The 25825-nt window shown below is 55.3% G+C and carries 29 protein-coding genes; 11 read left to right on the top strand and 18 right to left on the bottom strand.

Features of this window, described 5'->3' with window-relative positions; translation table 11 throughout:
- Positions 1-70 precede the first annotated feature (70 nt).
- The 3 genes from ACR0KN_RS12785 to ACR0KN_RS12775 all read right to left on the bottom strand — a co-directional run bounded on the left by ACR0KN_RS12785 (position 71) and on the right by ACR0KN_RS12775 (position 2487).
- A complete protein-coding gene (locus ACR0KN_RS12785) occupies positions 71-1174 on the bottom strand; it encodes a site-specific DNA-methyltransferase (protein WP_170545279.1) in 1104 nt (367 codons plus the stop codon).
- A gap of 105 nt (positions 1175-1279) precedes the next feature.
- The gene (locus tag ACR0KN_RS12780) at positions 1280-1897 is read right to left on the bottom strand and encodes a ribonuclease HII (RefSeq protein ID WP_480654006.1); all 618 of its coding nucleotides are present in this window, start codon (positions 1895-1897) and stop codon (positions 1280-1282) included.
- Between the two features lie 110 nt (positions 1898-2007).
- Positions 2008-2487: a hypothetical protein gene (locus tag ACR0KN_RS12775; protein WP_480654004.1), complete on the bottom strand. Its 480-nt coding sequence runs from the start codon at positions 2485-2487 to the stop codon at positions 2008-2010.
- A gap of 176 nt (positions 2488-2663) precedes the next feature.
- Here ACR0KN_RS12775 and ACR0KN_RS12770 point away from each other — a divergent pair, with 176 nt between their 5' ends.
- From ACR0KN_RS12770 to ACR0KN_RS12760, 3 genes are all read left to right on the top strand, one after another.
- Positions 2664-2951 (top strand): hypothetical protein, encoded by a 288-nt coding sequence (locus ACR0KN_RS12770; protein ID WP_480654002.1) that lies wholly within the window; start codon positions 2664-2666, stop codon positions 2949-2951.
- On the top strand, positions 2923-3624 hold the full coding sequence (locus ACR0KN_RS12765) for a winged helix-turn-helix domain-containing protein (RefSeq protein WP_480654000.1): 702 nt from the start codon (positions 2923-2925) through the stop codon (positions 3622-3624). Before ACR0KN_RS12770 ends, ACR0KN_RS12765 begins: the two co-directional genes overlap by 29 nt.
- A gap of 90 nt (positions 3625-3714) precedes the next feature.
- On the top strand, positions 3715-5274 hold the full coding sequence (locus ACR0KN_RS12760) for a DUF427 domain-containing protein (RefSeq protein WP_480653998.1): 1560 nt from the start codon (positions 3715-3717) through the stop codon (positions 5272-5274).
- 152 nt (positions 5275-5426) lie between these two features.
- On the opposite strand, the gene ACR0KN_RS12755 is transcribed toward ACR0KN_RS12760, so the two are convergent.
- From ACR0KN_RS12755 to ACR0KN_RS12740, 4 genes are all read right to left on the bottom strand, one after another.
- Positions 5427-6224 carry a DUF1217 domain-containing protein gene (locus ACR0KN_RS12755; RefSeq protein ID WP_480653996.1) on the bottom strand — a complete coding sequence of 266 codons (798 nt, stop codon included), beginning with the start codon at positions 6222-6224 and terminating at the stop codon, positions 5427-5429.
- Positions 6221-6622: a flagellar biosynthesis repressor FlbT gene (gene flbT, locus ACR0KN_RS12750; RefSeq protein ID WP_170545296.1), complete on the bottom strand. Its 402-nt coding sequence runs from the start codon at positions 6620-6622 to the stop codon at positions 6221-6223. Before flbT ends, ACR0KN_RS12755 begins: the two co-directional genes overlap by 4 nt.
- Positions 6622-6996, bottom strand: coding sequence for a flagellar biosynthesis regulator FlaF (gene flaF / locus ACR0KN_RS12745; protein ID WP_480653994.1), 375 nt, complete (start codon positions 6994-6996; stop codon positions 6622-6624). Before flaF ends, flbT begins: the two co-directional genes overlap by 1 nt.
- Positions 6997-7073: 77 nt before the next feature.
- Positions 7074-8321 (bottom strand): flagellin N-terminal helical domain-containing protein, encoded by a 1248-nt coding sequence (locus tag ACR0KN_RS12740; protein WP_480653992.1) that lies wholly within the window; start codon positions 8319-8321, stop codon positions 7074-7076.
- Between ACR0KN_RS12740 and ACR0KN_RS12735 the strand changes: the two genes are divergently transcribed.
- Positions 8311-8478, top strand: a complete 168-nt coding sequence (locus ACR0KN_RS12735) for a hypothetical protein (protein ID WP_480653990.1) — start codon at positions 8311-8313, stop codon at positions 8476-8478. The two genes, ACR0KN_RS12740 and ACR0KN_RS12735, sit on opposite strands and share 11 nt — an antisense overlap.
- A gap of 53 nt (positions 8479-8531) precedes the next feature.
- Here the strand turns inward: ACR0KN_RS12735 and ACR0KN_RS12730 are convergent, their stop codons facing one another.
- Together ACR0KN_RS12730 and ACR0KN_RS12725 are read right to left on the bottom strand one after the other, a co-directional pair.
- Positions 8532-8879, bottom strand: coding sequence for a flagellar biosynthesis protein FlgN (locus ACR0KN_RS12730; protein WP_480653989.1), 348 nt, complete (start codon positions 8877-8879; stop codon positions 8532-8534).
- A complete protein-coding gene (locus ACR0KN_RS12725; RefSeq protein ID WP_010440740.1) occupies positions 8872-9144 on the bottom strand; it encodes a rod-binding protein in 273 nt (90 codons plus the stop codon). Before ACR0KN_RS12725 ends, ACR0KN_RS12730 begins: the two co-directional genes overlap by 8 nt.
- A gap of 112 nt (positions 9145-9256) precedes the next feature.
- Here ACR0KN_RS12725 and ACR0KN_RS12720 point away from each other — a divergent pair, with 112 nt between their 5' ends.
- The 3 genes from ACR0KN_RS12720 (at position 9257) to ACR0KN_RS12710 (ending at position 12067) form a co-directional block, all read left to right on the top strand.
- The gene (locus ACR0KN_RS12720) at positions 9257-10477 is read left to right on the top strand and encodes a flagellar hook-length control protein FliK (RefSeq protein WP_480653986.1); all 1221 of its coding nucleotides are present in this window, start codon (positions 9257-9259) and stop codon (positions 10475-10477) included.
- 3 nt (positions 10478-10480) lie between these two features.
- Positions 10481-11146, top strand: coding sequence for a flagellar hook capping FlgD N-terminal domain-containing protein (locus ACR0KN_RS12715; RefSeq protein ID WP_480653984.1), 666 nt, complete (start codon positions 10481-10483; stop codon positions 11144-11146).
- Positions 11147-11320: 174 nt separating this feature from the next.
- Positions 11321-12067, top strand: coding sequence for a phosphotransferase family protein (locus tag ACR0KN_RS12710; protein ID WP_480653982.1), 747 nt, complete (start codon positions 11321-11323; stop codon positions 12065-12067).
- Here ACR0KN_RS12710 and ACR0KN_RS12705 read toward each other — a convergent pair.
- The 5 genes from ACR0KN_RS12705 to ACR0KN_RS12685 form a co-directional block, all read right to left on the bottom strand.
- The gene (locus ACR0KN_RS12705; protein WP_480653980.1) at positions 12062-13363 is read right to left on the bottom strand and encodes an NAD(P)/FAD-dependent oxidoreductase; all 1302 of its coding nucleotides are present in this window, start codon (positions 13361-13363) and stop codon (positions 12062-12064) included. The two genes, ACR0KN_RS12710 and ACR0KN_RS12705, sit on opposite strands and share 6 nt — an antisense overlap.
- Entirely contained in the window at positions 13360-14178 is an 819-nt protein-coding gene (locus ACR0KN_RS12700; RefSeq protein WP_170476358.1) for an ABC transporter permease, read from the bottom strand. Before ACR0KN_RS12700 ends, ACR0KN_RS12705 begins: the two co-directional genes overlap by 4 nt.
- A complete protein-coding gene (locus tag ACR0KN_RS12695; RefSeq protein WP_480653978.1) occupies positions 14175-15065 on the bottom strand; it encodes an ABC transporter permease subunit in 891 nt (296 codons plus the stop codon). The genes ACR0KN_RS12700 and ACR0KN_RS12695 overlap by 4 nt, the downstream gene beginning before the upstream one ends.
- Entirely contained in the window at positions 15065-16192 is a 1128-nt protein-coding gene (locus ACR0KN_RS12690) for an ABC transporter ATP-binding protein (RefSeq protein ID WP_170476362.1), read from the bottom strand. The genes ACR0KN_RS12695 and ACR0KN_RS12690 overlap by 1 nt, the downstream gene beginning before the upstream one ends.
- A 70-nt stretch (positions 16193-16262) precedes the next feature.
- Complete coding sequence (locus tag ACR0KN_RS12685; protein ID WP_480653976.1) at positions 16263-17348, bottom strand: polyamine ABC transporter substrate-binding protein; 1086 nt, start codon at positions 17346-17348, stop codon at positions 16263-16265.
- Between the two features lie 140 nt (positions 17349-17488).
- Here ACR0KN_RS12685 and ACR0KN_RS12680 point away from each other — a divergent pair, with 140 nt between their 5' ends.
- Positions 17489-18172 carry a GntR family transcriptional regulator gene (locus tag ACR0KN_RS12680; protein ID WP_260023307.1) on the top strand — a complete coding sequence of 228 codons (684 nt, stop codon included), beginning with the start codon at positions 17489-17491 and terminating at the stop codon, positions 18170-18172.
- 75 nt (positions 18173-18247) lie between these two features.
- On the top strand, positions 18248-19645 hold the full coding sequence (locus tag ACR0KN_RS12675; protein WP_480653974.1) for an aspartate aminotransferase family protein: 1398 nt from the start codon (positions 18248-18250) through the stop codon (positions 19643-19645).
- A gap of 39 nt (positions 19646-19684) precedes the next feature.
- Here the strand turns inward: ACR0KN_RS12675 and ACR0KN_RS12670 are convergent, their stop codons facing one another.
- Together ACR0KN_RS12670 and ACR0KN_RS12665 are read right to left on the bottom strand one after the other, a co-directional pair.
- Positions 19685-21001 carry a lytic murein transglycosylase gene (locus tag ACR0KN_RS12670; protein ID WP_480653972.1) on the bottom strand — a complete coding sequence of 439 codons (1317 nt, stop codon included), beginning with the start codon at positions 20999-21001 and terminating at the stop codon, positions 19685-19687.
- Between the two features lie 70 nt (positions 21002-21071).
- On the bottom strand, positions 21072-21779 hold the full coding sequence (locus ACR0KN_RS12665; RefSeq protein WP_170703623.1) for a helix-turn-helix transcriptional regulator: 708 nt from the start codon (positions 21777-21779) through the stop codon (positions 21072-21074).
- Positions 21780-21861: 82 nt separating this feature from the next.
- On the opposite strand from ACR0KN_RS12665, the gene ACR0KN_RS12660 reads away from it, so the two are divergent.
- Positions 21862-22560: a glutathione S-transferase family protein gene (locus ACR0KN_RS12660; protein ID WP_480653970.1), complete on the top strand. Its 699-nt coding sequence runs from the start codon at positions 21862-21864 to the stop codon at positions 22558-22560.
- Positions 22557-22943, top strand: a complete 387-nt coding sequence (locus tag ACR0KN_RS12655; protein WP_480653968.1) for a DUF1801 domain-containing protein — start codon at positions 22557-22559, stop codon at positions 22941-22943. Before ACR0KN_RS12660 ends, ACR0KN_RS12655 begins: the two co-directional genes overlap by 4 nt.
- Here the strand turns inward: ACR0KN_RS12655 and rnr are convergent.
- Entirely contained in the window at positions 22934-25192 is a 2259-nt protein-coding gene (gene rnr, locus ACR0KN_RS12650) for a ribonuclease R (protein ID WP_480653966.1), read from the bottom strand. The genes ACR0KN_RS12655 and rnr overlap by 10 nt on opposite strands.
- Before the next feature lie 57 nt (positions 25193-25249).
- Complete coding sequence (locus ACR0KN_RS12645; RefSeq protein ID WP_480653964.1) at positions 25250-25825, bottom strand: TIGR04282 family arsenosugar biosynthesis glycosyltransferase; 576 nt, start codon at positions 25823-25825, stop codon at positions 25250-25252.

Genomic DNA, 25825 nt, shown 5'->3' with positions numbered 1-25825 from the left:
CCCCGCCTAAACGGCGGGGCAAGGCTTAGTGCCTTGTGTCAGGCCACAGGCACCGGCGGTATTGAGTAAATCAGCTATGCATCTCTGATCGGATCTGCTGACGCAGCACATCAATTGGCACAGTCTTGCCATCGCGTTTGAAGCACCAGTAAGTCCAGCCATTGCAGGACGGCGCGTTTTCAAGATGCGCCCCCACTTGATGGATCGAGCCCTTGACGTTGTCGCCTACCAACGTCCCATCCGCGCGTACCTTGGCCTTGTGGCGCTGGTTCATGGAATAAAGCTCCTCACCCGGACGCAGCATGCCGCGTTCGACCAATTGGCCAAATGGCACGCGTGGCTCGGCGCGTTTGCTGGCGCTGACTTCCAGCGCCTCGCGGTCGAATTTACGGACCTTGGCGATGCGCTTTTCAGCCACCTTGCGATAGCTTTCTTCGCGTTCGATACCGATGAACTCTCGCCCCAGCATTTTCGCGACAGCACCCGTGGTGCCAGTACCAAAGAAGGGGTCGAGCACAACGTCACCCGGATTGGTCGAGCCAATCAAAACACGGTGTAGCAGTGATTCTGGCTTCTGTGTCGGGTGCGCCTTGTCGCCATTTTCATCCTTCAAGCGCTCGTGCCCGGTGCAGATCGGCAGCACCCAATCGCTGCGCATCTGTACGCCTTCATTCAGCGCTTTCAGCGCTTCGTAGTTAAACGTGTATTTCGCACCCTCACGTTTGGAGGCCCAGATCATCGTCTCATGCGCATTGGTGAAGCGCTTGCCGCGGAAATTCGGCATCGGGTTCGATTTTCGCCAAACCACATCATTCAGAATCCAATAGCCCGCATCCTGCAGGGCGGAACCCACGCGGAAAATGTTGTGATAAGACCCAATCACCCAGATCGCGCCATTGGGTTTCAGCAAACGATGCGCCGCTTTCAGCCATTCACGCGTGAACTGGTCATAGGCGCCAAAGCTTGAGAATTGATCCCAGTGATCATCGACCGCATCGACCTGAGAGTTGTCTGGCCGGTGCAACTGGCCTTTCAACTGCAGATTATACGGGGGGTCCGCAAAAATCAGATCAACCGACGCCTCGGGCAGACTGTTCATCACCTCGATGCAGTCCCCGGATAGAATCGTGTTTAAAGGGAGCGCGGTTGCGCCCTTCGTCTTGATTGTGGTCATATCACTGCCTCAGTTCCACGGCGCTTTTGCGCTCATTTGGTTGGGACAAGGATGAGTCAAAGATGATTCGCCGTCAATTTCTTTTTTGAATCAGCGACTTACGATTTACTCTTGATACAAGATATTGTGGACCGGTTTGAACGAACGTCTATGGTGTGGGGTCACCCCGAGATTTCGCAGCGCCTCGCGGTGCTGTTTTGTCGGATATCCGGCATTTGCCTCCCACCCGTAGCCGGGATGCTGTTGCGCCAAATCCACCATCAACTGATCGCGCCAGGTTTTCGCGATGATTGACGCCGCCGCAATCGACACCGACCGTGCGTCGCCCTTCACCACCGCCTGCGAGGGCAGTTTCATCCCGCGCGGGATCAGGTTTCCATCGATCAGCAGAAAATCCGGTGCAGGGTCGAGCGCCGCGACCGCACGCACCATCGCCAGATGTGAGGCGCGCAGAATGTTGTGCTCATCTATCTCGGCGACTGTGGCTTCGGCCACCGCGACCTCTGCCCGATTGCGCAATGTCTCATCCAAACCAACGCGACGTTTGGCCGTCAGTTTTTTGGAATCGTTCAGCCCGTCCGGAATATCCTGCGAATTCAATACCACCGCTGCCGCAACAACCGGCCCGGCCAATGGACCACGCCCAACCTCATCCACCCCGGCAATTCGGGTGTATCCGCGCGCCAGCAAAGCCCGTTCGAGTTCGAAATCAGGTGTCGTCATACAATTGGCAAACCGCGTTTCCTTGCCGGGCGCAAGAAAAAAGAAGAGGGCAGCTTGCGCCACCCTCTCCCGCGTGGCGCTTCTGTGGCGCCACTCCTGCTCGAAACCGGTTACTGGTAAACGACGCGGTATCCTTTCTGGCGCAGGCAGGCGGGTTCGTATGCCCGTTTTACCCTTTTACCATTCCAGAAACCAACCTTGCATTGGTGTGGCAGGCTATCGGCATGTTTATAGTGCTTCTTAAGGCAGTTCGGCCCAAGCAAGGGACGATTGCTCGAATAGGCATTGAACGTGCGCAGGCAGCGCTGCGGCAGATCATAACGGGCCACCCGCTTTGGCAACGGGCGTACAGCATGTTTTTTCTTAGCCTTCTTCGCCTTGGCTTCCGCCTTCTTATGACGCTTGCGGCGTTCTGCCTCTTCGTCGCGCTTTTTCTCTTGATGATAGTGGTTGACCGCAGCACCTATGATCGCGATTGCAGCCAATCCGCCGAGAATATCTCGGGTATCCGCCGCGCGTGCCTGTGACGTCGAGATCCCGGTGATGGCGACGGCGGTTGCGATGATCAGAGCAATGAACTTCCGGTGCATGATACGTGTCCTTTCGGATAATGGGGCAGGCCTGTTAACGACCGCAAAACTGATGACCCGACATTGCGACCTCCCCCTTCAGACAAGCAATAACGGCAATCTGTTATCCAATATCAGCACCTCAAAACCCCTGAGGTTATTGAATATCCGCCCAACCCATGCGCAGGATGCAGCCCATGAAACAGATCCTCTCTTCTCTGGCTCTGACGGCCCTGATATCGATTGGGTCGCAGACCGTCGCGGCAGATTGCTTTGCCGACTACAAAGCCAAGCAGGACAACCCCTTGCGCCTGCACTATGGCGTCATGCAGGTCTCAAGCTGCGATAAGGGCTCGGCCCGGAACGAAGTCGCCAAGCGGCTGAAATCAAACGGCTGGACCCTGCTGAACGTGATGACCGTTTTTGAGGCGACTGGATTGGATCAAAGGAAGGCCAATGCCGGAAAATTCTATCTCCGTTACTGAAGCGCGTCGCTCGGGGGTTCGGCTGGTTGGTCTGGGGATAGCGGCAATCGTCGCGATCCTGGTGATTGCAGCGGTTTTCCTGTTCTGGACGCTACCGGATGCGAACGCTTTCAACGCGCGTGTCGAGCGGTTGTTTGTCCAGTCTGACCTGACCTCACAATCCGAAATCCGCCTGCTGGAAATACTGGCCCAATCCGGCACAGCATTCGCCGATACGCTGTCCAGCTATAGGATGGTGATTTTTGTCCTGTTGGTATTTGCAACCGCGATGTTGATCACTGCGTTGGTATTTCTGGTTATGCTAGTATTGCTGAACCGCCGCATGGCGCAGATTGAGCGGACCGGGATTCAGGTGACCTCGCTGCTAATCAGCCGCGAGGAAAACACGGTATACCTCAACAACATGGATTTCAGGCTAACTCCCGCAGCAATGGAAACCCTGTCGGTATTAGCCGAATCCCGGCTGGATGACGAAGTTCTGTCCGGAGCGCAGATCGAAGCCATGATTTCAGGGCGGAACGTGGTCGATTGCGAAGAAGCCGCCGGTGCCACCCGTATCAAACGCCTAAGGGACGCACTCGGCAATCAGATGGTCAGTGAATTGCTGGTGAAAAACATCGCAAAAAAAGGCTACATGTTGTCGATCGAAAAAGACGTTATTCAGATGGTCTGACTGCTTCAACGCGGTAAAATCTGTGTACACATCTTGGAATCGTCACCCTGAAGGCCCATCATATAAGGGCTTGGCCAGGGGAGGTTGCAGATGAACGTCCATGCCACACCAAATGTCAAAGGCTATGGTATTTCGGTTGAACCGTTAAAAGGGCGGATTGCGATCTACCGTGGTGATATCCTGCTAGCCGAAAGCCATAATGCCAAGGTTATGTATGAAACGCGGCTGCCCCCTGCAGTTTACATCCCGCGTGAAGATCTGTGCGTGGAACTCAGCCCCGAGACTGAGTTGCAAACATTCTGCCCCTTCAAGGGTACCGCAACCTATCACGACATCAGCCTGCCGGAAGAGCACCTGAGAAACTCGATCTGGGCCTATGAAGATGCCTTTCCCGAAAGCGCAGCCATTCAAGGACATATCGGCTTTATGCCCAACACGGCGACGCGGATCGACCTTGGAGAAAACCAACTTCGGCAACCCGATGACGGCAATATCAGCGGGCCTTTGATCGACTGGTTGATGCGCGGAGCGTCGGATATCGAAACACCCGATGCTTTCACCAAAGCACTGGCCGAGAAAATGCTGGAACACGGCATCGCTATACAGCGCCTTAGCATCCTGGTCTGGTCGCTGCACCCATTGATCGCAGGTAAACACTACATCTGGGAAAAGGACACGGCCGAGATTTCAACCCACACCCCGACCTACGAGATCCACGATCACCCTGCCTTTACCAATAGCCCCCTGCGCCACGTCTCAAACGGCCTGGGCGGCGTGCGTCAACGCCTGAACAACGACAATCCCCAAAACAGTTTTCCGATCATCGAAGATCTGCGCGCGAAAGGGGCAACAGACTATGTTGCCATGCCACTACCCTTTTCGGATGGGCGAATAAACGTCCTGACCCTGACCAGTGATCACCCAGATGGATTCACAACAGAAAACCTTGGCCTGGTTTTTGAGTGCTCTTCCGTAATCGCGCGCTTCTACGAGGTCTTCATGCAGCGCGAAAACGCCCAGGTTTTGCTTGAGACCTATGTGGGCAAACGCTCGGGCGCCCGGGTTTTGGGCGGTGAAATCCGCCGAGGTGATGGTGATGATATCGATGCGGCCATAATGTTCTGTGATCTGCGCAACTCAACCGCGCTCGAAGAGACGTTGGGCCGCGATGAATACATCGATTTGTTGAACGCGTTCTTCGAAACAGTATCGGGGATCGTGCACGACCATGATGGAGAAGTGTTGAAATTCATCGGCGACGCGGTACTAGCTGTTTTCCCGGCGGGTGACGACGCCGCTAATGCCCGGACCAACGCGCAGCTCTCCGCGATTGAGATCGTCGAGAAACTGGCTGAGCTGCGCAACGGCGAAAATGACTATCATTGCGATTGCTCAATAGGCGTCGCCTATGGTCGTGTTACTTACGGCAATGTAGGCTCACAAGAACGGCTGGATTTTACGGTGATCGGACAAGCGGCCAATATCGCCGCCAGACTAGGGGAATATGGCAAAACAGCTGGCCACAGAATCGTTGTATCCCACGATATCGAGCCCGCCTGCAAACAGGCCATCCCGTTGGGAGAGATCAAACTGCACAACGTTTCGCAACCGATTAGTTCTTTTGCACTGCAAGCTTCTGCAGATATCTAACCGGATACTTATATTGTCAGCGGACACGACGCGTCGAAAGATCTGAACACCTAGCTGCCGAAGCCTGGTCTTTACCACATTCGAATTTACGCTTCAGAGTTTTAGCGATTTCTGACCCAGATCGAACTCCGTCCGAGATCCGGAATTTAGTATCAAAACCCGCCACCCAGCAGGATCAAAGCCGTCTGTGCAGGTGAAGTTACACTCTGGATTTGCGCGATTTGGCTGCGGGTCAGATAGGTATCTGTCAATTTTTCGACGGCTTCTATATCCGTAAATTGCGCCAGATCCGAGGATCCGGTGGCGCGATGCAACCGATCCTTAAAGACTTCAAGTTGTTTGTCTAAATCCAACTGTGCAAATGATCTGGGCAGGCCTAATGCCGTTTCCATCATATTGCGCAACGGTGGCAATCCCATAAGGTCGAACCATTTTCTGTTCTCACTTCCACCTTGTTGAGCTATCTCGCGCAAGGCGTGCTGCGTGAATAACGCGATACGCATCGTTTTATCGGATTCATCAACCGATATTTCGAACCGAACGGTCAGATTATCTTCGGCGATCTTCTCCATCGCGCTGACCAAACTCGTCTTGGGAATCTCACCCGGCCCCAATCCAAAAGCTTTTGCAAAGTCACGATATCGGTTGTCAGCCAACCTATTCGCCAATGCATCCTCCGCCTGAGTACCGTCCGACAGGATCTTTTGAATGAAAAACCGATTGTTCAGATCATCTTCGAGGCCAAAAGCGCCCAAGGCGATCTGTAGCAAGCGACGATCAGCAACCAGATCTTCAGCCAAGCGAACATTTCCTATGTTTTTCAGAAAATACGCTGTCTCACGCTCATTAATCGACGAGTTCGAAAAACTTTGCAGTTGCGCGTCATACGTCCGCTGAAGAAATCGCCAGCCCACAATTCCACCGTTGGGTACGACCGGTTGAAAGGTCATTGCTCATACGCCATCAACCGCTCTTCTCGTGGTAATAAAGAGCGCAACGCTTTTAGGCACTTATAGTATTGCTCGGCCACCAACGCTTCTGTGGCATCGGCTAACACTCGGCGGCTATCGGTATCTGTAAAGACCTGGCTTAACTCCTCTACGCGTCGCAGCAACTGCTGACGCGCTTGATCGGGTTCAGTGTCACCAGACAGCACAAGCTGTGCCGCATAGCAGACACGACGCACTGGGGTGTTCACCTCCTCAGGGTGAATTGCATCGCGCAGACGCAGAACTTTGGCTTGCGGTGTCATGATGGAAAATCTGCTGCGGCGGTCACCATTTTCGATGACGACACCGTTGATCAGAACCCGCTCTTTTGGGGCAAGCTTTAGCACCAGACCGCCCATCAATTCCCCCTCATTTGACGTAGTCCTCGCAAGACTGCCATGTTGATTTCAAGCAGCGGCTCTACTGTCGCTTTATTTCCCAACACCTGGCTGCTGTGTTGTTCCGTGAATTCAGCGAGATAAAATACTCGAGCCCGCAGATTGTTCGGCAGTGCATTATCAGCATCCGCAACATCGGTCGCCAACACGCTCCATAACCGGCGGTTTTCATGCAATGCCTGGACGAAGGCGCTAAAATCCGTTTCCCTGCGTGCTGCCGCAGACTTCAGACGGTGTGTGATTTTGGATATCGCCTCATATTCTGTATCCCGGGGCGTTCGCGTCGGCGCAGCAGATTGCGCATAAGCGCGTTGGGCGAGCGTTTGCGGACTCACTTGAAATCCTTCCGATTGTCCATCAGCGGGCAGTTAAATCCGGGGCACGGCGCGCGCGCCCCGGCTAAGTTCCTGAATTAGCGGAACAGCGACAGGATGGACTGCGGAGCCTGGTTCGCAATCGAAAGAGATTGCGTCGCCAGTTGTTGTTGCACCTGCAGAGCCTGCAACCGCGCCGACGTCTCTTCCATGTCGGCGTCGACCAATGAGCCAATACCGGATTTGAACGAGTCCGCCAGGTTCGAGATGAACTCTTTCTGGGTTTCAATCCGGCCCTGCGACGAACCAAATGCGGCCGATGCATCAATCGCGGTGTTGATCAGTGTCTCGATGGTTCCTAGTGCTGCTGCGGCACCTGCATCGGTCGATACGTCAATCGACGACAACGCACCCAAACCGCCTGCTCCGGCATTGGTGAATTGCGCCGAAACGGTCGCATCGCGATCTGCGTCAGCACCCGCTGTCGCAGTCCCGGTAACGAATGAGAGCGTACCCGCCACGCTGGAGTCATAGTCGATAGCCACACCGGTAATACCCAAGGCATCAATCTGGTTCTTCAACCCAACTGCGACAATCGCATCAGTATAAGCTGAGTCGTAGGTGCCCGACGGGTCCAGATCTCCAGCTTGAACCGTATAGGAAGCAACTTTGTCACCGATGGTAATCGACACCTGGTCACCAGCAGCAAAGTTGTCAGTCGAGCTGTCGATAACGATATCACCCGAACCGCCGGACTTATCCATTGTGAACCCGGCCGCATCATTGTCGGTGGTTACGTTATCCGACCCCGCCAGAACCCCCTTCGATGCATAGCCGCCGGTCGACAAATCCTGGCTCGCGACCAAAATTGATGATGCATTTACGTTTCCAGCGCTATCACGGTCCAGCGACGCAAGAATGGATGCTGTACCTGCCGACCCATCGACTAGATTTAGACCATTGAATTGCGCCGCGCCTACGACCGATGCGATCTGGTCCCGCAATGCCGTCACATCGTCATTGATTTTGCCGCGGTCGACATTGTCTTCCTGTGCCGCAACAATCTTGCTTTTCATCTGGTTCAGCAGATCTGTAACCGTTTCCGAAGCGTTTCGTGCAACTGCCACTGTGGATTCACCCAGCGCCAGGCTGTCTTTGATGGCGCTGAAACCCTTAACGTCCGATTCCATCACTTTGGAAATAGCCCAGACGGCAGAGTTGTCCTTGGCCGTCGCCACATCTTTACCGGTCGAAATCGCGTTCTGCGTCATCGCCAGGTTCTTGTTTACGGATTTGAGAGTTTGCAGCGCAACCATTGCGCCATTGTTCGTCAGAATGCTGGACATATTTGTCATCCTATTTGCGTTCGAGCGCCTTCGACGCCCATGTTGGACCCACCGAACCGGCGGGCATTCCCTCGTTCTGACCTTTGCGTCGCGCCCTGTGGCCTTCGCGCCACCTGCTGTTCCAGGTGCAATCCCAACTTTGACCCTGATCCCCTAACGGAGTGCTAAGACGAATAAATCCAAAGCTTTGGATTTGAATCAAACCCAGCCTTATGCACGCTTCTCCAGCTTTGCCTGCAAGCGCACCGAATACCCATTCCGCTGACCCGCCGCGTCATAAGTACTGAACTCCTGACGCAGGCGACGCAGTTCCGACATGCGTTCAGCAACGGCGCGGATGCCCTCGGCTGCACTGGTCAATAGTGCCTGATTACGCGCGACTTTCATCTGAACACGAACAAGGTCGTCGCTATCAATGACTTTCAGGCCGTTGAGAGCATCAATCAGGTCTTCCTTTTCAGGTGCCAATCGGTTCAGGTCGTCAAGATCGCCGCCTATCAAAGCCTTACGCTCCTGATCCAGCAGATCCTCCAACGCCTTTATCGGATTTTCACCCATCGGCCTTCTCCATCATTGCATTAAAGAGAACCTCTGACAGACCAATTCCACCAGCGCGGGCCATCTGCTGGGCCTGCTGCTGAATTAGAAACGAAGAAAACTGATCTTCACCTGCGCCTCCTCCGAACGATTGCCGCGCCTGCCCAAGGCCCGCGGATTTCAACATCTCGGCGAGAAAGGTCGCCTCAAGCTCGATTGAGGCGGCTCTAAGCTTATCTGAAGCTTGAGCGGCCGGCGTCGTTGCTCCAATCGCTGATATCGACATTGGATTCTCCGTAAATTGCTTCAAACTTCATGATCAAAGAGGAAAGCAGTTAAAATAATTGTAACTTCCTGAGGTCAGAGTCCGGGTCAGGCAAACACAGCCGGAGCAAGAAATGTCCAACCCGCTGACCGTTTTGACGGCCTCAACCACAACAGGAGGCAAATCCGATGCCCAGCACGGGGGAGCGCGAGAGAACAAGGGAGCTCAGGCCTTTGAGGACGTCATGAACGAAGAGGCCGAGTTGAACGATCCTGAGAGGTTGCCAACAATTTCAAAACAGAAAGTCGCAGTAGAAGAACAGCCGGATGTCGAAATCAACGACTCTGTTAGAACTAATGAGGAACCACTATCCCAAAACGGTGATGAGGAGTTGCCAAATCCCGAGGCTGCGTTTCCGCAACTGTTGACGCTTGCGGACAGCGAATTGCAAGCGCCGGGACAGTCGGAAATAGCAGTACCCTCGCCCGCTGTAGGACCGGTGTCTAATCAGAACATATCCACTTCACCAACCGATCAGACAAATAGGTCGACAACAATAAGTTCGACCACCCCGGCAGCGTCCGAAATCCCAGCAGCGCCGGAACAAAAATCCGATAAAGTTGAAAAACGGGTGCTCACACGGACGCTAGGTCCGTACGGGATCAGCCCGAATTCGAAAGCACGCCCAATTCAGTCTCGAAATTCGGCCGAAGTCGGCATCCGCCCGGATTTAGACACACCGATCGCGTCGGTACTTAAAGCAGTCTCGCAGCAGCAGCCAGCTGGCGCCACTAGTGCTCTGATATCGACCCAAGCCACAAATATAGCTCCTGTGGACACAATCCGCGAACCTGCAACCGACCACGAGATTCTCGATATTCCGACACTAAAGGAAGCCACATCTGTGCCCACGCAGCGGGAAACCATGGGCATAACACCATTTATACCCCATCGCGCCGAATATGCCCGCGCCATTGCGGGCCAACTGGCAGCCGTCATCTCAGCAAAGCCCGGCGCTCAGGGCATAGACATTGCCCTCAACCCCGAGGAACTGGGCCGCGTCTCGATCACATTAACCAACCGTGAAGACGGGTTGCATCTGATGATCATGACGGAACGGCCAGAAACGCTTGATTTGATGCGGCGGCACATCACGCTGTTATCCGCTGAATTCGAGAAACTTGGATACCAAGGTATGTCACTTGATCTGGGCCTATCCGGTAACACAGCAGAGCAAGAAAAAGATCCCGAGGCGCAGCAGTTCTCTGACACATCGGAGGTCGCTGTTGATGAGACTCATAATGCACCAATAGTTCAATCCGGCCCGCGTGGTGGCCTTGATGTGAGGCTTTGAGCGATGATCACCCCGTCGAGTTCAACCGCAAACCCAATCGCCACCTCAGGTGTACCCAGCAACGCGCAACGTTCTGCTCTGACGTCGGATTTCGAGACATTCCTGCGCATGCTGACGGTACAGGCACGAAACCAGGATCCGCTGGAACCATTGGACTCATCAGAATATGCCTCGCAGCTCGCGCAGTTTTCGATGGTCGAGCAACAGGTCAAGGCAAATGAACTTTTATCTGGTCTGGCTTTGACGTTGGGATCGGTCAATCTGAACCAGCTTTCTAGTTGGGTTGGTATGGATGTTCAAGTTGCCGCACCATTTCAGTTTGAAAATCAGCCCGTTACGCTCTTTGCCAGTGCAGCTCCTGATGCAACCAGAGCTGAACTGATCATCCGCAACACGCAGGGCGACGTGGTCGACCGAATTACCGTACCCGTCGATGAAACCGAATTCGAATGGCACGGTGTTGACAGTACCGGCACTGCCTTTCTGGCAGGGAGTTACTCTGCGTCTCTCGTGAGCTTTAAGGGAGACAAATTGCTAACCGAAACGCCCACTGCCGCCTTTGGCCGTGTTGTTGAGGCCAAGGTTGGTGAAGGCGCGGTCATGTTAACACTTGAAAGCGGGGCAGAAGTATCTGCGAATGAGGTTACTCAAATCCGAACAGGTGCTTGATCTGTTGGGCGGCGCAGGTCAAAGCTTGGCAAAATCGACTCGCTGCTCAATCTGGTAACTTCCCTGTCTGACCAAATCCCACCTCCGCCAAAGCTGGTTGCCCAGCTACATTCTCAAGGGCTGATTGATGTTCGAGCCCAATTCCAGGTGCTGTACGGTGGGCGTACAAATCAGGTGTGGAAGGTACTGTCGGATCACAGCGACGCGGTCCTCAAGCTGTATCGCACACCGTTTCAGAACCCGCTGTTTCGCAACGACGCTAGACTTGAGGCGAACTGCTTGCGCGCACTCAACAGCACCGGCTTCGTGCCCAATCTTCGGGCAACCGGGTCTTTCGAGAAGGCGAGCTGGGTTTACTACGATCATGCACCAGGCATTCCATGGCGCGAAGGCGTCGAAAACGTCGCTGTTCTGCTAAGGCGACTACACAGTCTTTCGATAAATCTGGATCTTCCCGCTGGCTGCAATGGCAGTGAGGATCTGAGATGCCATGCTGAGCAAATCTTGCGCAGTTGCCAGAACGCTGAGACTCAGCAGCTGATCGCGTTGAAGCCGCGGGGGCAAATACCACCTCTTGCCGAGCGATGTCTGATCCATGGTGACCCGGTGGCGGGCAACATTCTGCAATCATCTGCCGGGCTGACACTCATCGACTGGCAATGCCCGGCCTTGGGTGACCCATGTGAAGACTTAGCCATATTTTTATCGCCCGCGATGCAACAGCTTTATCGCGGTGCACCTCTGTCGGAGGCGGAGGTAACGAGCTTTCTAATCGCCTATGATCGGCACCAAGTTACTGCGCGATACTTATCTCTGCGCTCTTGGTATGGCTGGCGAATGGCGGCTTATTGTCTGTGGCGGTTCGAAAACGGATCACCTGAATATGTTCGGGCCTTTGAATTGGAAATCCAAGCCTTATAGATCTGCAAGCCCAAGCAATGCGTAGGCTGGCGGCATCAAGGCACGACGCCATCTTCCCAATGGAAAACGGGCCGGCGGTTGCTTGATCGGCAAAGGGAGCTCGCTTGGTTGCCCGAGGACCATCCGGGCAAGGGCTCGGCCACAATATGTCCCCATAGCAACGCCGTTGCCGTGATATGCAAAGCCCGCAAACAACCCGGCTTGATCCGGAACCGGACCCGCAAATGGCACGAGGGCTCGGGACAGGCAGACCATACCGGACCAGACATGCGTAACGTCAACTGAGGCCCACGCAGGAAACAAGTATCTGAAATCCTGCAACGCCTTTTGCCGAATGCGCGATTCTGCACGGGGTGACGACATCAATCCCCCACGCATTCCGAACAGAAACCGCCTATCGGGCATCAACCGGAAATAATGCAGCAGGTTGCGCGTGTCATATGCGATCTGATCCGAAGTCCAGCCTTGAGCCTGTAATTCGTCTTGGGACAGAACGCGTGTGACAAAAGCCGTCGATTGCGTCGGCATATAGCGCGCAGCCATCCATTGGGGTAAATCCTCGCTGGAATACCCATTTGTGCAGGTTAGCACGTTCGAAGCCCGAACATGACCGGCGGGGGTATGCAGATCAAAGCCTTGCGCGATTTTGCATATCTTCTGAACCGGGCTGTGTTGGTACAACTTTGCACCCTCAGTCTGCGCTGCGTTGGCCAAACCAAAAAGGTACTTACGAGGGTTCAAACCAAAACCTATAGGCGTTGTGTATCCGCCAAAAAACGCGCCTCCCAACCCTAAATCTGCCAGTTCATACTGCTCATGCAGCTGGCCTTCTGAGGCGACGCTGTGACGTAGTCGTGCCATCGCTCGCTTGGAATGGGCCAGTTGAGTTTCACCCCGCGAGTGCCTGTCCGCATCGATTTCATGACGCGCCAGAAGATCGGCAACCAACGACACTGCGTCTTTTTCAGCCTGAAAATATGCTGCTGCCTCAATTGCACCGTAACGACGTCTGAGAGTGGCTTCACTGAGCTTCGAACCACCCAGACAGCAGAATCCTCCGTTTCGCCCTGACGCGCCCCAGCCCGGAGAGTTTGCCTCGAACACAGCAACCGATACGCCCTTTTTCGCTAAATGCAACGCTGCAGATAGGCCCGTGAACCCGCCGCCGATTATGGCAACATCGACCTTCAGCTCTCCTTGGTGCTTAGGCCAATCAGGTGCCTCAATCGTCTCGTCCCACCAGCATCCTGAACGAGGGGCCGCACTGTAGGCGTAATCCGAAAAGATTCGCTTCATTCGGTGCGCGCCGCGGCTTGTTCATCCTGCTTTTGCCGCATCATCGCGCGTTTGGTCACCAATGATGCGGTGATGACACCCAATGTTACCACAGCGATCATAAGCGTCGACAACGCGTTGATTTCTGGACTGACACCCAGACGCACAGCCGAGAAAATTTTGATGGGAAGTGTCGTGGCGGATGGTCCTGAGGTGAAGGACGCAATGACCAGATCATCAAGTGACAAGGTAAACGCCAACAACCAGCCGGAAACCACGGCGGGCGCAATGATCGGCAACGTCACTAGACGAAAAGCCTGCGCCGGCGAGCACCCCAAATCCAGCGCGGCCTCTTCCAGCGACCTATCAAATGTAACAAGGCGCGAAGAGACGACCACCGAAACGAAGCACATGGAAAATGTCGTATGAGCCAGAACGATGGTCAGGATCCCCCGATCCAACCCGATCCCGATGAACAACAGCAGCAGAGACAGGCCCGTTATCACCTCTGGCATCACCAGAGGGGCGTAGATCATCCCCGAAAATAGCGTTCGTCCAAAAAACCGCCCGCCACGCACCAAAACATATGCCGCTGCCGTGCCAAGGATCGTCGCCAAAGTCGACGAGAACACAGCGACCCGCAGTGTAACCCATGCTGCGTCAAGGAACGCCTCGTTCTGAACGAGCTCTCCGTACCATTTGGTCGAAAACCCGGCCCAGACCGTGACAAGCTTGCTTTCGTTGAAGCTGAAAATGATCAGGATGATCATCGGGATATACAGGAACGCGAACCCCAACGTCAGCGACACCGTGTTGAACCAGCTGAGTCTGCTCATTGTTCAGCCTCCGTCTGCTTTTGCTGGTTGCGCTGGAACAGCACGATCGGAATCACAAGGATCAGTAGCAAAACCACGGCCACCGCACTGGCGACCGGCCAGTCGCGGTTCGAGAAGAACTCTTCCCAAAGAACCTTACCGATCATCAGAGTTCCGGAGCCACCCAGAAGCGACGGGATCACGAACTCACCAATCACCGGGATCATCACAAGAAAACAACCCGCAATGATACCCGGGCGTGACAGAGGGATTGTGATCAACCAGAAAGCCTGCATGCGTGAACACCCAAGGTCTTCGGCGGCCTCGATCAGCGACCCGTCCATACGTTCTAGAGACGAGTAAATCGGCAGAATCATGAAGGGCAAATAAGTGTAGACGATGCCAATATAGACCGCCGTATTGGTGTTAAGAATGGTCAGCGGGGTTGAGATAGTGCCCGTCCACAGCAGCAGTTGGTTCAGATAACCTTCATTGCTGAGAATGCCCATCCACGCGTAGACCCGGATTAGGAATGACGTCCAGAAGGGCAAGATAACCAACATCATGAATGTGGGCCGCCATTCTTCAGGCGCGCGCGCCATCGCGTAGGCGATCGGGTAGCCGACAATCAGCGTAAGAATTGTTGAAATCAGGGCGATTTTGACGCTGGAAAGGTAGGCTTTCCAATAGAGATCATCCTCGGTCAGCCAGACAAAGTTTTCCAGATCAAGTTGGCTGAAGAAATCCTTGATACCCGCCCAACCTTCGGACAGGTCCAGCGTCGGAGTATAGGGCGGAATGGCAAGTGCGGTGTCTGAAAACGATATCTTCAGGACGATAAAAAACGGCACCAGAAACAGCGCCAGAAGCCAGACATAGGGAATGGCGATCAGAACAGCGCGACGCATCAGTTTTCCAACAAGACCGCGGCAGTCGCTGTCCAGGACAGCCAGACCGGGTCTTCCCAAGTAAACGAGCGGCGCGAGATACGACGGGTATTCGCCGTTTGTGCTTTGATGATCGTGCCGTTTGGCAGCTCAACATGATAGGTCGACAGGTTGCCCAGATAAGCGATGTCATGCACCTTGCCCTGGATCGCATTGATCGCATCTGTGGGGCGCTCGGCTGAAATGGCGACTTTCTCGGGACGGATCGCCAGATGGCAGCCCTGCCCATTGGACAACGCGGTCGCGGATGACGCCGTGAGCGGTGGCTGACCCTCGGCCCAATCGATCTGATAGCTTTCATCCCCTTGTGTCGTGGCACGCCCTTCGATGATGTTCACGTCGCCGATAAAATCAGCGACATAGACGGAATTCGGTGTCTCATAGATGCGATCGGGTGTCGCCACTTGCATCAACTTGCCCTGATCCATGACAGCCACTCGGCTGGCAACGGTCATCGCCTCTTCCTGGTCGTGAGTCACGATGACGAAGGTCGTGCCGGTCTTTTCCTGAATGTCCATCAACTCGAATTGGGTATCTTGACGCAGCTTCTTATCCAGCGCCCCCAAGGGTTCGTCGAGTAAAAGCAGTTTTGGCGCTTTGGCCAAAGACCGGGCCAGCGCCACGCGTTGGCGTTGACCGCCCGAGATCTGATGCGGCTTACGGCGCGCAAACTGCTCAAGGCGGGTCAGGCGCAACATCTCTTCAACTCGTTCTTCCAGATCGCGCTTGGGCATGTTGTCCCGACGCAGACCAAAAGCGATATTGTCCCAGATGCTCAGATGAGGGAACAGGGCGTAAGACTGAAACATCATGTTCACCGCCCGCTTATTGGGCGGGATCGGATCGATATCCTGACCCCCAAGAAGGATATGGCCATCGGTCGGAGTTTCAAAACCGGCCAGCATCCGCATCATCGTGGTCTTTCCGCAGCCCGACGGCCCAAGCAGAGCAAAGAACTCACGCTCATAGATATCCAGCGAAAGGTTATCGATCGCGGTGAATGCGCCAAATCGTTTGGTGACGTTCTGGAACTGGATCAAGGGTTTCGCCTGCGGATCGTCCCACGGCGCAAAGACTTCAGTGTTCAAAGTGGCCCCCGGTAATCGGTCAGGATAAATATCGCGCAAGGCAGTTTGTCTGCCTTGCGCATCAATCAGATCAGGTGCCTGATTTCACCTTGGTCCAGAGACGAGTCACCACCCGCTGGGTTTTTGCCGGATAAGGCGTGGTGATATAGAGATTCTGCATCGTCGTATCATCCGGATAGATCGCCGGATCTCCGATTACGTCCTCTTCCAGGAACTCTTGCGAAGCCTTGTTACCGTTGGCGTAGTAAACATAGTTCGACGCGGCAGCCATGTTGTTGGCATCCAGAATAAAGTCCAGAAACTTGTGTGCGCCTTCCGGATTTGGTGCATCAACAGGTATCGCCATCTGGTCAAACCACATCAGCGAGCCTTCCGCGAATGGATGGTATTCGATGACCACACCATTTTCTGCCTCATCGGCACGATCCCGAGCTTGCAGAATGTCCCCTGACCAACCGACGGCCACACAGATATCACCGTTGGCAAGCGCATTGATGTATTCCGAGCTGTGGAACTTCTGCACATATGGACGCACGCCGGTCAGAACCTCTTCGGTCTTCGCAATGACGTCCGTGTCATGGCTATCCGGGTCCTCGCCGATATATTGCAGCACCATTGGAATAATCTCTGCCGGAGCGTCCAAGAAATGGACACCGCACGAGGCCAGCTTTTCCATGTTTTCAGGCTTCAGCACCAGATCCATGCTGTTGAGCGCAACATCGTCGCCCAGAACTTCTTTGACCTTGTCAACATTCAAGCCGATGCCGGTGGTTCCCCACATGTAGTTGATCGAATAAGCGTTGTTGGGGTCATACCCTGCGGTGCGCTCCTGAATCACATCCCACAGGTTTCCTGCATTCGATAGTTTGGCTGCGTCGAGTTCCTGGAACGCGCCAGCTTGAATCTGGCGTTGCAAAAACGTTCCCGAAGGCACAACCACATCATAACCTGACCCACCGGCCAGCATTTTGGTTTCCAGAACCTCATTGCTATCAAACACGTCATAGATCAGGGTCAGGCCTGTCTCTTCTTCGAATTTGCTCAGCAACTCCTCGTCAATATAGTCGGACCAGTTATAGACGCGCACTTCTTCGGCAAAAGCGGCCGAAGTCCCCAATGCGACGATCGCTGTCATCCCCAGCGTTTTTAGTTCCATAGTCTTCTCCCTGCGATTATGCGGCTATTTTCACTTTTTTTTGGATTTGATCAAGTTTTGCGTTTTGCAGTGGTTTCACCTATGGTCGGAACAGGTGTAAATTCAGACAAGATAGAAACGCGCGGATTGAGGTAAACCATTTGGATTTGATCAAAAATAAGGCGAGCACACAGCCGGATGATGAAGAAAAACGCCCTGCGCATGAACAGGTCTATCGCACTCTGAAATCGCAGATCCTGTTTGGTGATCTTGTGCCAGGACAGCCGGTAACGATTCAGGGTCTGACTGATTCGTTGGGCGTAGGCATGACCCCGGTGCGCGAGGCGATACGACGCCTAATTTCTGACGGCGCCCTGATCTTTCAAGGCAACCGACGGGTCAGCGTGCCCTTATTATCTGCCAATGATATCGAGCAGATGATTTTTGCAAGAATATCAATAGAAACAGAGCTTTCAAGGCGTACCACCAGGAACATTTCGTCGACCGAAATTGACCATCTGGAGAAGCTGGATCAACGGCTCGACCTCATGATTGCAGATGGGGATGTTGGCGGATATCTGCGATTAAACCACGCCTTTCATCAAGCCCTGTATTCGCATGCCGATGCCCCGATTCTGGTCGACCTGGCCGAACGTCTGTGGTTGAGATTCGGCCCTTCACTGCGGATTGTTTGCGGTCGATTCGGCACCCAAAGCCTACCCGATAGACATAAGGATATCATCGTCGCACTGCGCAATAAGGATGCGGAGAAGGCTGCTTTGGCAACGGCACAGGACATTGAGCAAGGTATGGGAATGATGGGCGATGCCCTGCCCGGCACCTAGAATGCAGCGATTCGATTGACAGTATAAAATTTGATCATATTCTGTCCTGCAATCACGCTTGCAGGAGAATCGCCGATGTCCACTATCACCAATCACATGCCCACCGCCGAATTGCAGGCGCTGGATGCGGCACATCACATTCACCCGTTCTCGGCAAATGGATCGCTGGGTGAGGAAGGCGCACGTGTAATCACCCGCGCTAACGGCGTGTATCTGACCGACAGCGAAGGTGAAGAGATTCTGGATGCCATGGCCGGGCTCTGGTGCGTCAATATCGGCTATGGCCGCGATGAACTGGCCGACGCCGCTGCCCGTCAAATGCGCGAACTGCCGTATTACAACACGTTCTTCAAGACGACCCACATCCCGGCTATCGCACTGGCCGCCAAGCTTGCTGAACTTGCACCCGGTGATCTGAACCACGTGTTCTTCGCCGCTGGTGGGTCCGACGCCAATGATACCAATATCCGTCTGGTTCGCACCTATTGGGCTGAGAAAGGTCAGCCGGACAAGAATATCATCATCAGCCGCAAGAATGCCTATCACGGTTCTTCGGTCGGATCCGCATCGCTGGGTGGAATGGCCGGAATGCATGCGCAAGGCGGCATCCCGATTCCAAATATTCATCACATTAACCAACCAAACTGGTGGGCCGAAGGTGGTGACCTTGCCCCTGAAGAGTTTGGCCTCGCCCGCGCGCGCGAATTGGAAGAGGCCATTCTAGAGCTTGGTGAAAACCGCGTCGCAGCCTTTATCGCCGAGCCAGTGCAGGGTGCGGGTGGTGTTATCGTTGCGCCAGACACTTACTGGCCGGAAATCCAACGTATTTGCGACAAATACGATATCCTGCTGATCGCAGATGAGGTGATTTGCGGGTTTGGTCGGACTGGGAATTGGTTCGGGTCACAAACTGTCGGCATCAGACCACACATCATGACCATCGCCAAAGGCCTCAGCTCGGGCTACGCGCCTATCGGTGGGTCTATTGTAAATGATGAAATCGCCGAAGTTATCGGCAATACCGAATTCAACCACGGCTACACATATTCCGGCCATCCCGTTGCTGCTGCGGTTGCGCTGGAAAACCTGCGCATTCTGGAAGAAGAAGGAATTGTGGACCATGTCCGCGATGTCGCGGCCCCCTATCTGAAGAAGAAATGGGAGGCACTGGTTGATCACCCATTGGTCGGCGAAGCCAAAATCGTTGGCATGATGGCGTCAATCGCGCTGACACCGGATAAATCCAGCCGCGCCAAATTTGCGTCTGAACCCGGCACGATTGGGTATATCTGTCGCGACCGCTGCTTTGCGAACAACCTGATCATGCGCCACGTGGGCGACCGGATGATCATCTCACCACCCCTGATCCTGACGCCTGAGGACATCGATGAGATGTTTGTGCGTATTAACAAATCGCTGGACGAAGCATTGGAAGAAATCAACAACAGGGGATTGATGAAATCCGCGTCCTAATCACGATCAAAGGGCGGCCCATTTGGTCCGCCCTTACTTTCAACGCATCCGCTCCAGCAGACTGAGCGACGGGTACCCGTCCGGAACCAGCCCTTGAGCGACCTGGAACGCTCGGACCGCATTGATCGTATTCGGACCGGTGCGACCATCAATCCCTTGAGTGTCAAACCCAGCCTGCGTCAACCGACGCTGCAGCTCTTTCTTTTCGGTAAAACTCAGCACGCGATCTCCACGTGGCCATTCGGCTTGAAACGGAGCACCGCCTGCAATTCGGTCAGACAGATGCCCGATCCCGATCACATAAGCATCGGCACCATTGTATGCTTCGATCACCTTGAAATTATCGAAAATCATCAGAGCAACACCACGGCCACCCGCTGGCAACAAAATTGCAGCTTTTCCATAGTCGGGCACCACCTGGCCTGTGCGCGCGAGTACTCCTCGGGCCGCCCATTCTGACGGCATCAGTGTAACGTCTCGTCTTGCATCTGCATAATCAAAGCCGGATGGCAACTTGACCTCTAACCCCCATGGTTGGCCTTTGGTCCATCCATGCTTTGCCAGATAGGCAGCGGCCGACGCCAGAGCATCAGTTGGATCATCCGACCAGATATCGCGGCGCCCATCGCCATCGAAATCTACCGCGTGATCCAGAAATGAGGTCGGCATGAACTGCGTGTGCCCCATCGCTCCGGCCCAACTGCCGACCATATTCACAGCATCCACGTCCCCGGCCTGCAGTATCTGAAGGGCCGCGATAAGCTGGGATTCAAAGAAACTCGCCCGCCGTGCATCAAAGGCCAGTGTCGCGAGCGATCTGATAGTTTGCTTGCCGCCCCGATAAGTTCCAAACGAGGTTTCGAGTCCCCAAATCGCGGTGACAACCTCTTTTTCAACGCCATATTGCGCCTCAATCCGGGTCAGAGTCTCCCGGTGCCGGTCCAAGCCCGTACGACCATTCGAAATCCGCGTTTTTGAAACTGCCGAATCCAAATACTCCCAGATCGGTTTTGAGAACTCGGCCTGATTGCGATCTCGTTTGATGATGTCGCTGTCATAGGTCACCCCGGCCAATGCCCGGTCCAGCGTTCGGGCCGAGATTCCTTGAGCGCGGGCCCGCTCGCGAAACGCTCCAAGCCAAGCCTGGAATCGCGCGTTCCCTTCGGCTGATACGCGATAGTGCTCGACCTCAGGACGCAATACTGGTCTTACCGAAACCATTACGTCTGCCGAAGCCAGTTGAATATTGTCGACCAATGGTCGGGCCAGAGGCCGTATCGATTTGTCTGTTGTATCCGCCTGCACGATGGATGCCCATAATGCGGCGGTCATGACGCCACCTACGCACTTACGCATTCCGATTATTCCTGATTACTGCTCAGGCTCAATGATAGCGCACAATCGGTATTTCTCAAAATGTAGAAAATTAGCTTTCCTGTTCCTGTGCCTCGCGTTCAGCACGAATGCGGGCAATCGCCTCTCGCAGCAGCGACACACGCTTGGGGCGGAAGCTTTCGTCGGACACATCCATGTCTTGCATACGGTCTAGCCGGAAAACGCGAAAATCCTCGCGCAAGTGACACCAGCTGAGCAGAACGCTGGCGCGATCCATGTAGACGATACTCAGTGGATTGACCCGACGCCGGGTTCCCACGCCCTTGGCATCGGTATAGGCAAACTCAACCGCGCGTTCGTCCCATGCTGCTTGGCGCAGGACTGCAACATCAATTGTTGGCACCGCTGGCCTGTCAAACCGCGTGGCGGTCAGAACAGCATGGCTTAGTCGGTGGGATTGGCGCTGCGGCAACCGGCCTTGCAGCTTTCGCAAGGCCTCGCTTGCCGCATCAGACAGCGCCGGATCGCCAATCAACTGCACCTCTCTTAGACCTAATACCAACGCTTCAAGCTCGTCATTGGTAAAACCCAGTGGTGGCAATGTTGCATCTTCGATCAGGGTAAACCCAAACCCGGCCTCGCCGTCTATTACGGCCCCCAGAGCACGCAAAGCATCGATGTCCCGATGTATTGTACGCGGTGAAACGCCCAAATCCTGTGCCAGCTGGACCGACGTTCTGGGTGATGGGCCAGAACGCAGGGCTTGCATTAACTGAAACAGGCGAGCGGTACGAGACATACTGCACACTAACCTAAACCTAATGTCAGAAACTGTCATTAGTCAGGCGTATCCCTCGGACGTCCCAATTATGGAGCTGATGATGCTGACCCTTCTTACTTTCCCCTCTGCGTTCGGCCTGTTCAGTGCCAGCCCGTTCTGTGTGAAAACCGCCCTGATGCTTCAACGGGCAGGACAGCGCTGGCAGCGGTCCGACCTTTTGGACCCCCGCAAGATGCCGCATCAGAAACTGCCGGTTCTGCGCACACCCGAGCGCCTGATCCCCGACAGCGACTTGATCCGCGAGTGGCTCGAGTCTCAGGGTGCAGATTTCGATGCCGGTTTAAATGGCCTGCAAAAAGCCAAATCCCGTACCCTAATCCGCATGGCCGAGGAACATCTTTACTTCCATGTCGTCCAGGACCGCTGGGCCAATGATGAGGTCTGGCCAATCCTGCGCGATACATTCTTCACAGTCGTTCCAGCACTGATCCGCAAGCCGGTTTCGAACTCACTCCGTAAATCCGTTGTCAAAGGGTTGGCCTTTCAAGGCGTTTCCCGTTTCTCACCCGCCGAGCGACAGGACCGACTGGAGCGAGACCTTGAAGCTATCTCAACCTACCTTTGGCAATCGCCCTACCTGATGGGTGAGGAACCGACCTCGGCGGACATGAGCGTCGGTCCAATGCTGGCCGCGATGCGCGCGACACCGTCCGACACCCCCCTGACCCGCCGGATCAAACAGGATAAGTTGCTCAACAGTTATATCGATCGAATGGAACAGGCGATCCCATTGTCATGACACCCTTTGAGGATGCAAAAGTCGCCGCAGCCTACGAGGCGCTGCCAGAAGAAACTCGCGCCGGAGCACTTATGCTGCGCGAGTTGATTTTCGAAACTGCGGCCTCGCTACCGCGGGCTCAGCCGCTGGAAGAAGCGTTGCGGTGGGGGCAGCCAGCCTATTTGGCACCCAAGGGATCAACGATCCGACTGGGTGGACACAAAGCCGCTCGGTTTGCGTTGTTCGTGCACTGCCAGAGCAGACTGATGGGGGATTTCACTTCTGCTTTTCCCGATGAGGATCAGATAGATGGCAATCGCGCCATTCTATTCGACACGCCCGATCAGATCGACCCAACACGCCACGGCTGGTTGATTGCGCGCGCGTTAACCTATCACCTCTGACGGCGTTTGCGTTCTACCTTGCGCTTGATCTTGTCCTTCTTGCGCTTGGTGCTGACCGCCTTGCGTCGCGACCCGCGTTTGGTTGGACCGCGCCCGCGCGGCAGGGCTTGATCATCGATAGAGAGCAGTTCCAATTCCAATCCGCCGGTTACAGGCGTTGCCTCGGTCAGCCGCACGGTGACACGCTGACCAATGGCAATAATCAGGCCGGTATCCGAACCCATCAGCGTCCCGGCTTCACGGTCAAAATGAAAGAACTCACGTCCCAGCGAGCGCACTGGAACCAGACCATCCGCTCCGGTCTCGTCCATCTTCACGAAGGCACCAAAACGGGCAATACCGCTGATCCGGCCTGTGAACTCATTACCCACCCGCTCGCTGAGATAGGCCGCCAGATAGCGATCAGTCGTATCGCGCTCGGCCATCATCGATCGGCGTTCGGTGTCCGAGATATGGGTGGCCGTTTCCTCCAGCCGCGCGATTTCCTCCTCGGTCAGCCCGTCCTTGCCCCAGCCATGGGCCGTGATCAGCGCGCGGTGCACGATCAGGTCCGCATAGCGGCGGATGGGTGATGTGAAATGTGCATAATTCCGCAGAGCCAGTCCAAAATGTCCAAAGTTTTCAGGGTTGTAATAGGCCTGCGCCATCGACCGTAAAGTGGTTAGGTTGATCAGCTCGGCATCTTCGGTACCCGCGGCAGCATTCAGCAGCGCGTTCAGGTGCCGGGTCTGCAGCACTTGCCCTTTGGCCAGATTCAAACCTGCTGCTTGCGCCGTCTCTCTCAGGCTTTCCAGCTTCTCAGGTGCGGGCTCTTCGTGGACGCGGAACAACAGCGGGCGGCGTTTGGCGATCAGGGTCTCGGCAGCGGCGACATTGGCGAGGATCATGAATTCCTCAATCAACTTATGCGCATCCAGCCGGTCACGGAACGCGACGCTGGTCACCTCGCCTGCGTCACTCAGAACGATCTTGCGTTCAGGCAGGTCCAGTTCCAACGGCTGGCGCTCCGCCCGCGCTTTTTTCAATGCGGCATAGGCGGCATAGAGCGGTTTCAGAACGGTTTCCAGCAACGGCCCGGTGCCGTCGTTCGGGTTGCCATCGATCGCTTCCTGCACCTCGGTATAGTTCAGCGAGGCGGCAGAGCGCATCAGGCCGCGCACGAACCGGTGGCCGATCTTATTACCCTCGGTATCAATCTGCATCCGAACCGCGATACAAGCGCGCGGCACACCTTCGTGCAGGGAACACAGATCGCCGGATAGGCGATCCGGCAGCATCGGCACCACGCGGTCCGGGAAATAGCTGGAGTTGCCCCGCTTGCGCGCCTCGCGATCCAGCGCCGTACCGGGTGTCACATAGGCGGCCACATCGGCGATGGCGACCCAGATTACATGGCCACCTTTATTCTTCGGGTCATCGTCTGCGTGCGCATAACAGGCGTCGTCATGGTCCCGTGCATCCGCAGGATCGATCGTCAGCAAGGGCATATCCCGCAGGTCTTCGCGCCCTTTCAGGCCAACAGGTTTGGCCTTGTCGGCCTCTTCTATCACCTTGTCCGGGAAATCGTCAGGAATGCCATGTTGGTGGATGGCGATCAATGAGACAGCCTTGGGCGCGGTCGGATCGCCAAGCCGTTCAACAATGCGCGCGCGTGGCAGGCCCATGCGGTTCTTGGGTCCGGCCTGCTCGGCCTCAACCAGCTCACCGTCCTTGGCGCCCAGAACGGCCCCGTCCGCGACCAGCCATTCGGTGGAACCAGCCTTGTCGATAGGTACGATCCGGCCACCCTCGGCCCCTTTGCGGAAGATGCCAACGACCTTGCGCGGGTTGGTGCCGATACGGCGGATCAGACGTGCCTCGTAATTGTGGTCTTCCTCGTGCACGACGGTCAGGCGGGCCAGAATGCGGTCACCCTCGCCCAATGCCGGGTCGCTGGCGCGGGTGATGAGCAGAATAATGGGCTCGACTCCCTCGCCGTGCCATTCCAACGGACGCGCAAACAGGTCGCCATCCGCGTTCGGAGCCTTGACCTGCAACACGCTGACCGGCGGCAAACGATCCGGATCACGGTAGCTGCGCTTGCGCTTTTCCAGATGGCCCTCGGCCTCAAGCTCTTTCAGAATGCGCTTCAGGTCGATCCGATCTGCGCCCTTGATGCCAAAGGCCTTGGCGATATCACGTTTCGAGGTCAGGGTAGGGTTCGCCGAGATCCAATCGAGGACCTCTTGCTTGGTCGGAATGCGTGTCATGAGTTTGGCCTAGCACGGGCATGCGACCGCGTCATGACCAAAAAGCGGCCTGTCGGGTCAGCCGTGCAGATCCGCCACGGTATCCACATCGCGCAGGTGATCCAGCAACGTCACTCGACGTCCATTTACCGAAGCTAGCGTGTCGGCCAAAGCGTTCTCAGTCGACCAGCGCACGTTGTTGAACATCCCTGACGGCAACGCGCCATAACGCTGCGCACCGACCAACCAATAGCCCCCGTCAGGGGCTGGCCCGAACACGATTTCAGCCCGGCCCAATGTGCCGAAGGCCCGCGCAATGTGTCCGCGTGAAATCCCCGGAATATCTGCACCGATCAAACATACTGGCCCATCGGGGGCACCGCGCAGCATCCGCCCCATACGATCACCGAGATCTCCGCGCCCTTGCGGCTTACGCGGCAGATCGACTGGCCAGACACGGCTGTTCATCCCCTCCCGATCCGGAGAAACCGCCAGAACAATCTGCCAGCGCGGATCGCGCAGGCGTCGGATAAGTGACCGAGTTTGATGTCGAAACCACCAGGCCGCACCGACCATGCCAATATCGCGCCCCAAGCGAGTTTTCACCCGCCCCGGACGTGGCTCTTTCGCCATGATGACCAAAGTCTTTTGCAT

This window comes from Ruegeria sp. AP7, assembly GCF_056539905.1.
This window is presented reverse-complemented; position numbering and strand designations above follow the sequence as displayed.

Bases quoted from the DNA above. Each gene is read 5' to 3' on its own strand.
- ACR0KN_RS12785 (WP_170545279.1), bottom strand. From the start codon at position 1,174: ATGACCACAATCAAGACGAAGGGCGCAACCGCGCTCCCTTTAAACACG.
- ACR0KN_RS12780 (WP_480654006.1), bottom strand. From the start codon at position 1,897: ATGACGACACCTGATTTCGAACTCGAACGGGCTTTGCTGGCGCGCGGA.
- ACR0KN_RS12775 (WP_480654004.1), bottom strand. From the start codon at position 2,487: ATGCACCGGAAGTTCATTGCTCTGATCATCGCAACCGCCGTCGCCATC.
- ACR0KN_RS12770 (WP_480654002.1), top strand. From the start codon at position 2,664: ATGAAACAGATCCTCTCTTCTCTGGCTCTGACGGCCCTGATATCGATT.
- ACR0KN_RS12765 (WP_480654000.1), top strand. From the start codon at position 2,923: ATGCCGGAAAATTCTATCTCCGTTACTGAAGCGCGTCGCTCGGGGGTT.
- ACR0KN_RS12760 (WP_480653998.1), top strand. From the start codon at position 3,715: ATGAACGTCCATGCCACACCAAATGTCAAAGGCTATGGTATTTCGGTT.
- ACR0KN_RS12755 (WP_480653996.1), bottom strand. From the start codon at position 6,224: ATGACCTTTCAACCGGTCGTACCCAACGGTGGAATTGTGGGCTGGCGA.
- flbT (WP_170545296.1), bottom strand. From the start codon at position 6,622: ATGGGCGGTCTGGTGCTAAAGCTTGCCCCAAAAGAGCGGGTTCTGATC.
- ACR0KN_RS12735 (WP_480653990.1), top strand. From the start codon at position 8,311: ATGCTGGACATATTTGTCATCCTATTTGCGTTCGAGCGCCTTCGACGC.
- ACR0KN_RS12740 (WP_480653992.1), bottom strand. From the start codon at position 8,321: ATGTCCAGCATTCTGACGAACAATGGCGCAATGGTTGCGCTGCAAACT.
- ACR0KN_RS12730 (WP_480653989.1), bottom strand. From the start codon at position 8,879: ATGGGTGAAAATCCGATAAAGGCGTTGGAGGATCTGCTGGATCAGGAG.
- ACR0KN_RS12725 (WP_010440740.1), bottom strand. From the start codon at position 9,144: ATGTCGATATCAGCGATTGGAGCAACGACGCCGGCCGCTCAAGCTTCA.
- ACR0KN_RS12720 (WP_480653986.1), top strand. From the start codon at position 9,257: ATGTCCAACCCGCTGACCGTTTTGACGGCCTCAACCACAACAGGAGGC.
- ACR0KN_RS12715 (WP_480653984.1), top strand. From the start codon at position 10,481: ATGATCACCCCGTCGAGTTCAACCGCAAACCCAATCGCCACCTCAGGT.
- ACR0KN_RS12705 (WP_480653980.1), bottom strand. From the start codon at position 13,363: ATGAAGCGAATCTTTTCGGATTACGCCTACAGTGCGGCCCCTCGTTCA.
- ACR0KN_RS12700 (WP_170476358.1), bottom strand. From the start codon at position 14,178: ATGAGCAGACTCAGCTGGTTCAACACGGTGTCGCTGACGTTGGGGTTC.
- ACR0KN_RS12695 (WP_480653978.1), bottom strand. From the start codon at position 15,065: ATGCGTCGCGCTGTTCTGATCGCCATTCCCTATGTCTGGCTTCTGGCG.
- ACR0KN_RS12685 (WP_480653976.1), bottom strand. From the start codon at position 17,348: ATGGAACTAAAAACGCTGGGGATGACAGCGATCGTCGCATTGGGGACT.
- ACR0KN_RS12675 (WP_480653974.1), top strand. From the start codon at position 18,248: ATGTCCACTATCACCAATCACATGCCCACCGCCGAATTGCAGGCGCTG.
- ACR0KN_RS12670 (WP_480653972.1), bottom strand. From the start codon at position 21,001: ATGCGTAAGTGCGTAGGTGGCGTCATGACCGCCGCATTATGGGCATCC.
- ACR0KN_RS12665 (WP_170703623.1), bottom strand. From the start codon at position 21,779: ATGTCTCGTACCGCTCGCCTGTTTCAGTTAATGCAAGCCCTGCGTTCT.
- ACR0KN_RS12660 (WP_480653970.1), top strand. From the start codon at position 21,862: ATGCTGACCCTTCTTACTTTCCCCTCTGCGTTCGGCCTGTTCAGTGCC.
- ACR0KN_RS12655 (WP_480653968.1), top strand. From the start codon at position 22,557: ATGACACCCTTTGAGGATGCAAAAGTCGCCGCAGCCTACGAGGCGCTG.
- rnr (WP_480653966.1), bottom strand. From the start codon at position 25,192: ATGACACGCATTCCGACCAAGCAAGAGGTCCTCGATTGGATCTCGGCG.
- ACR0KN_RS12645 (WP_480653964.1), bottom strand. From the start codon at position 25,825: ATGCAAAAGACTTTGGTCATCATGGCGAAAGAGCCACGTCCGGGGCGG.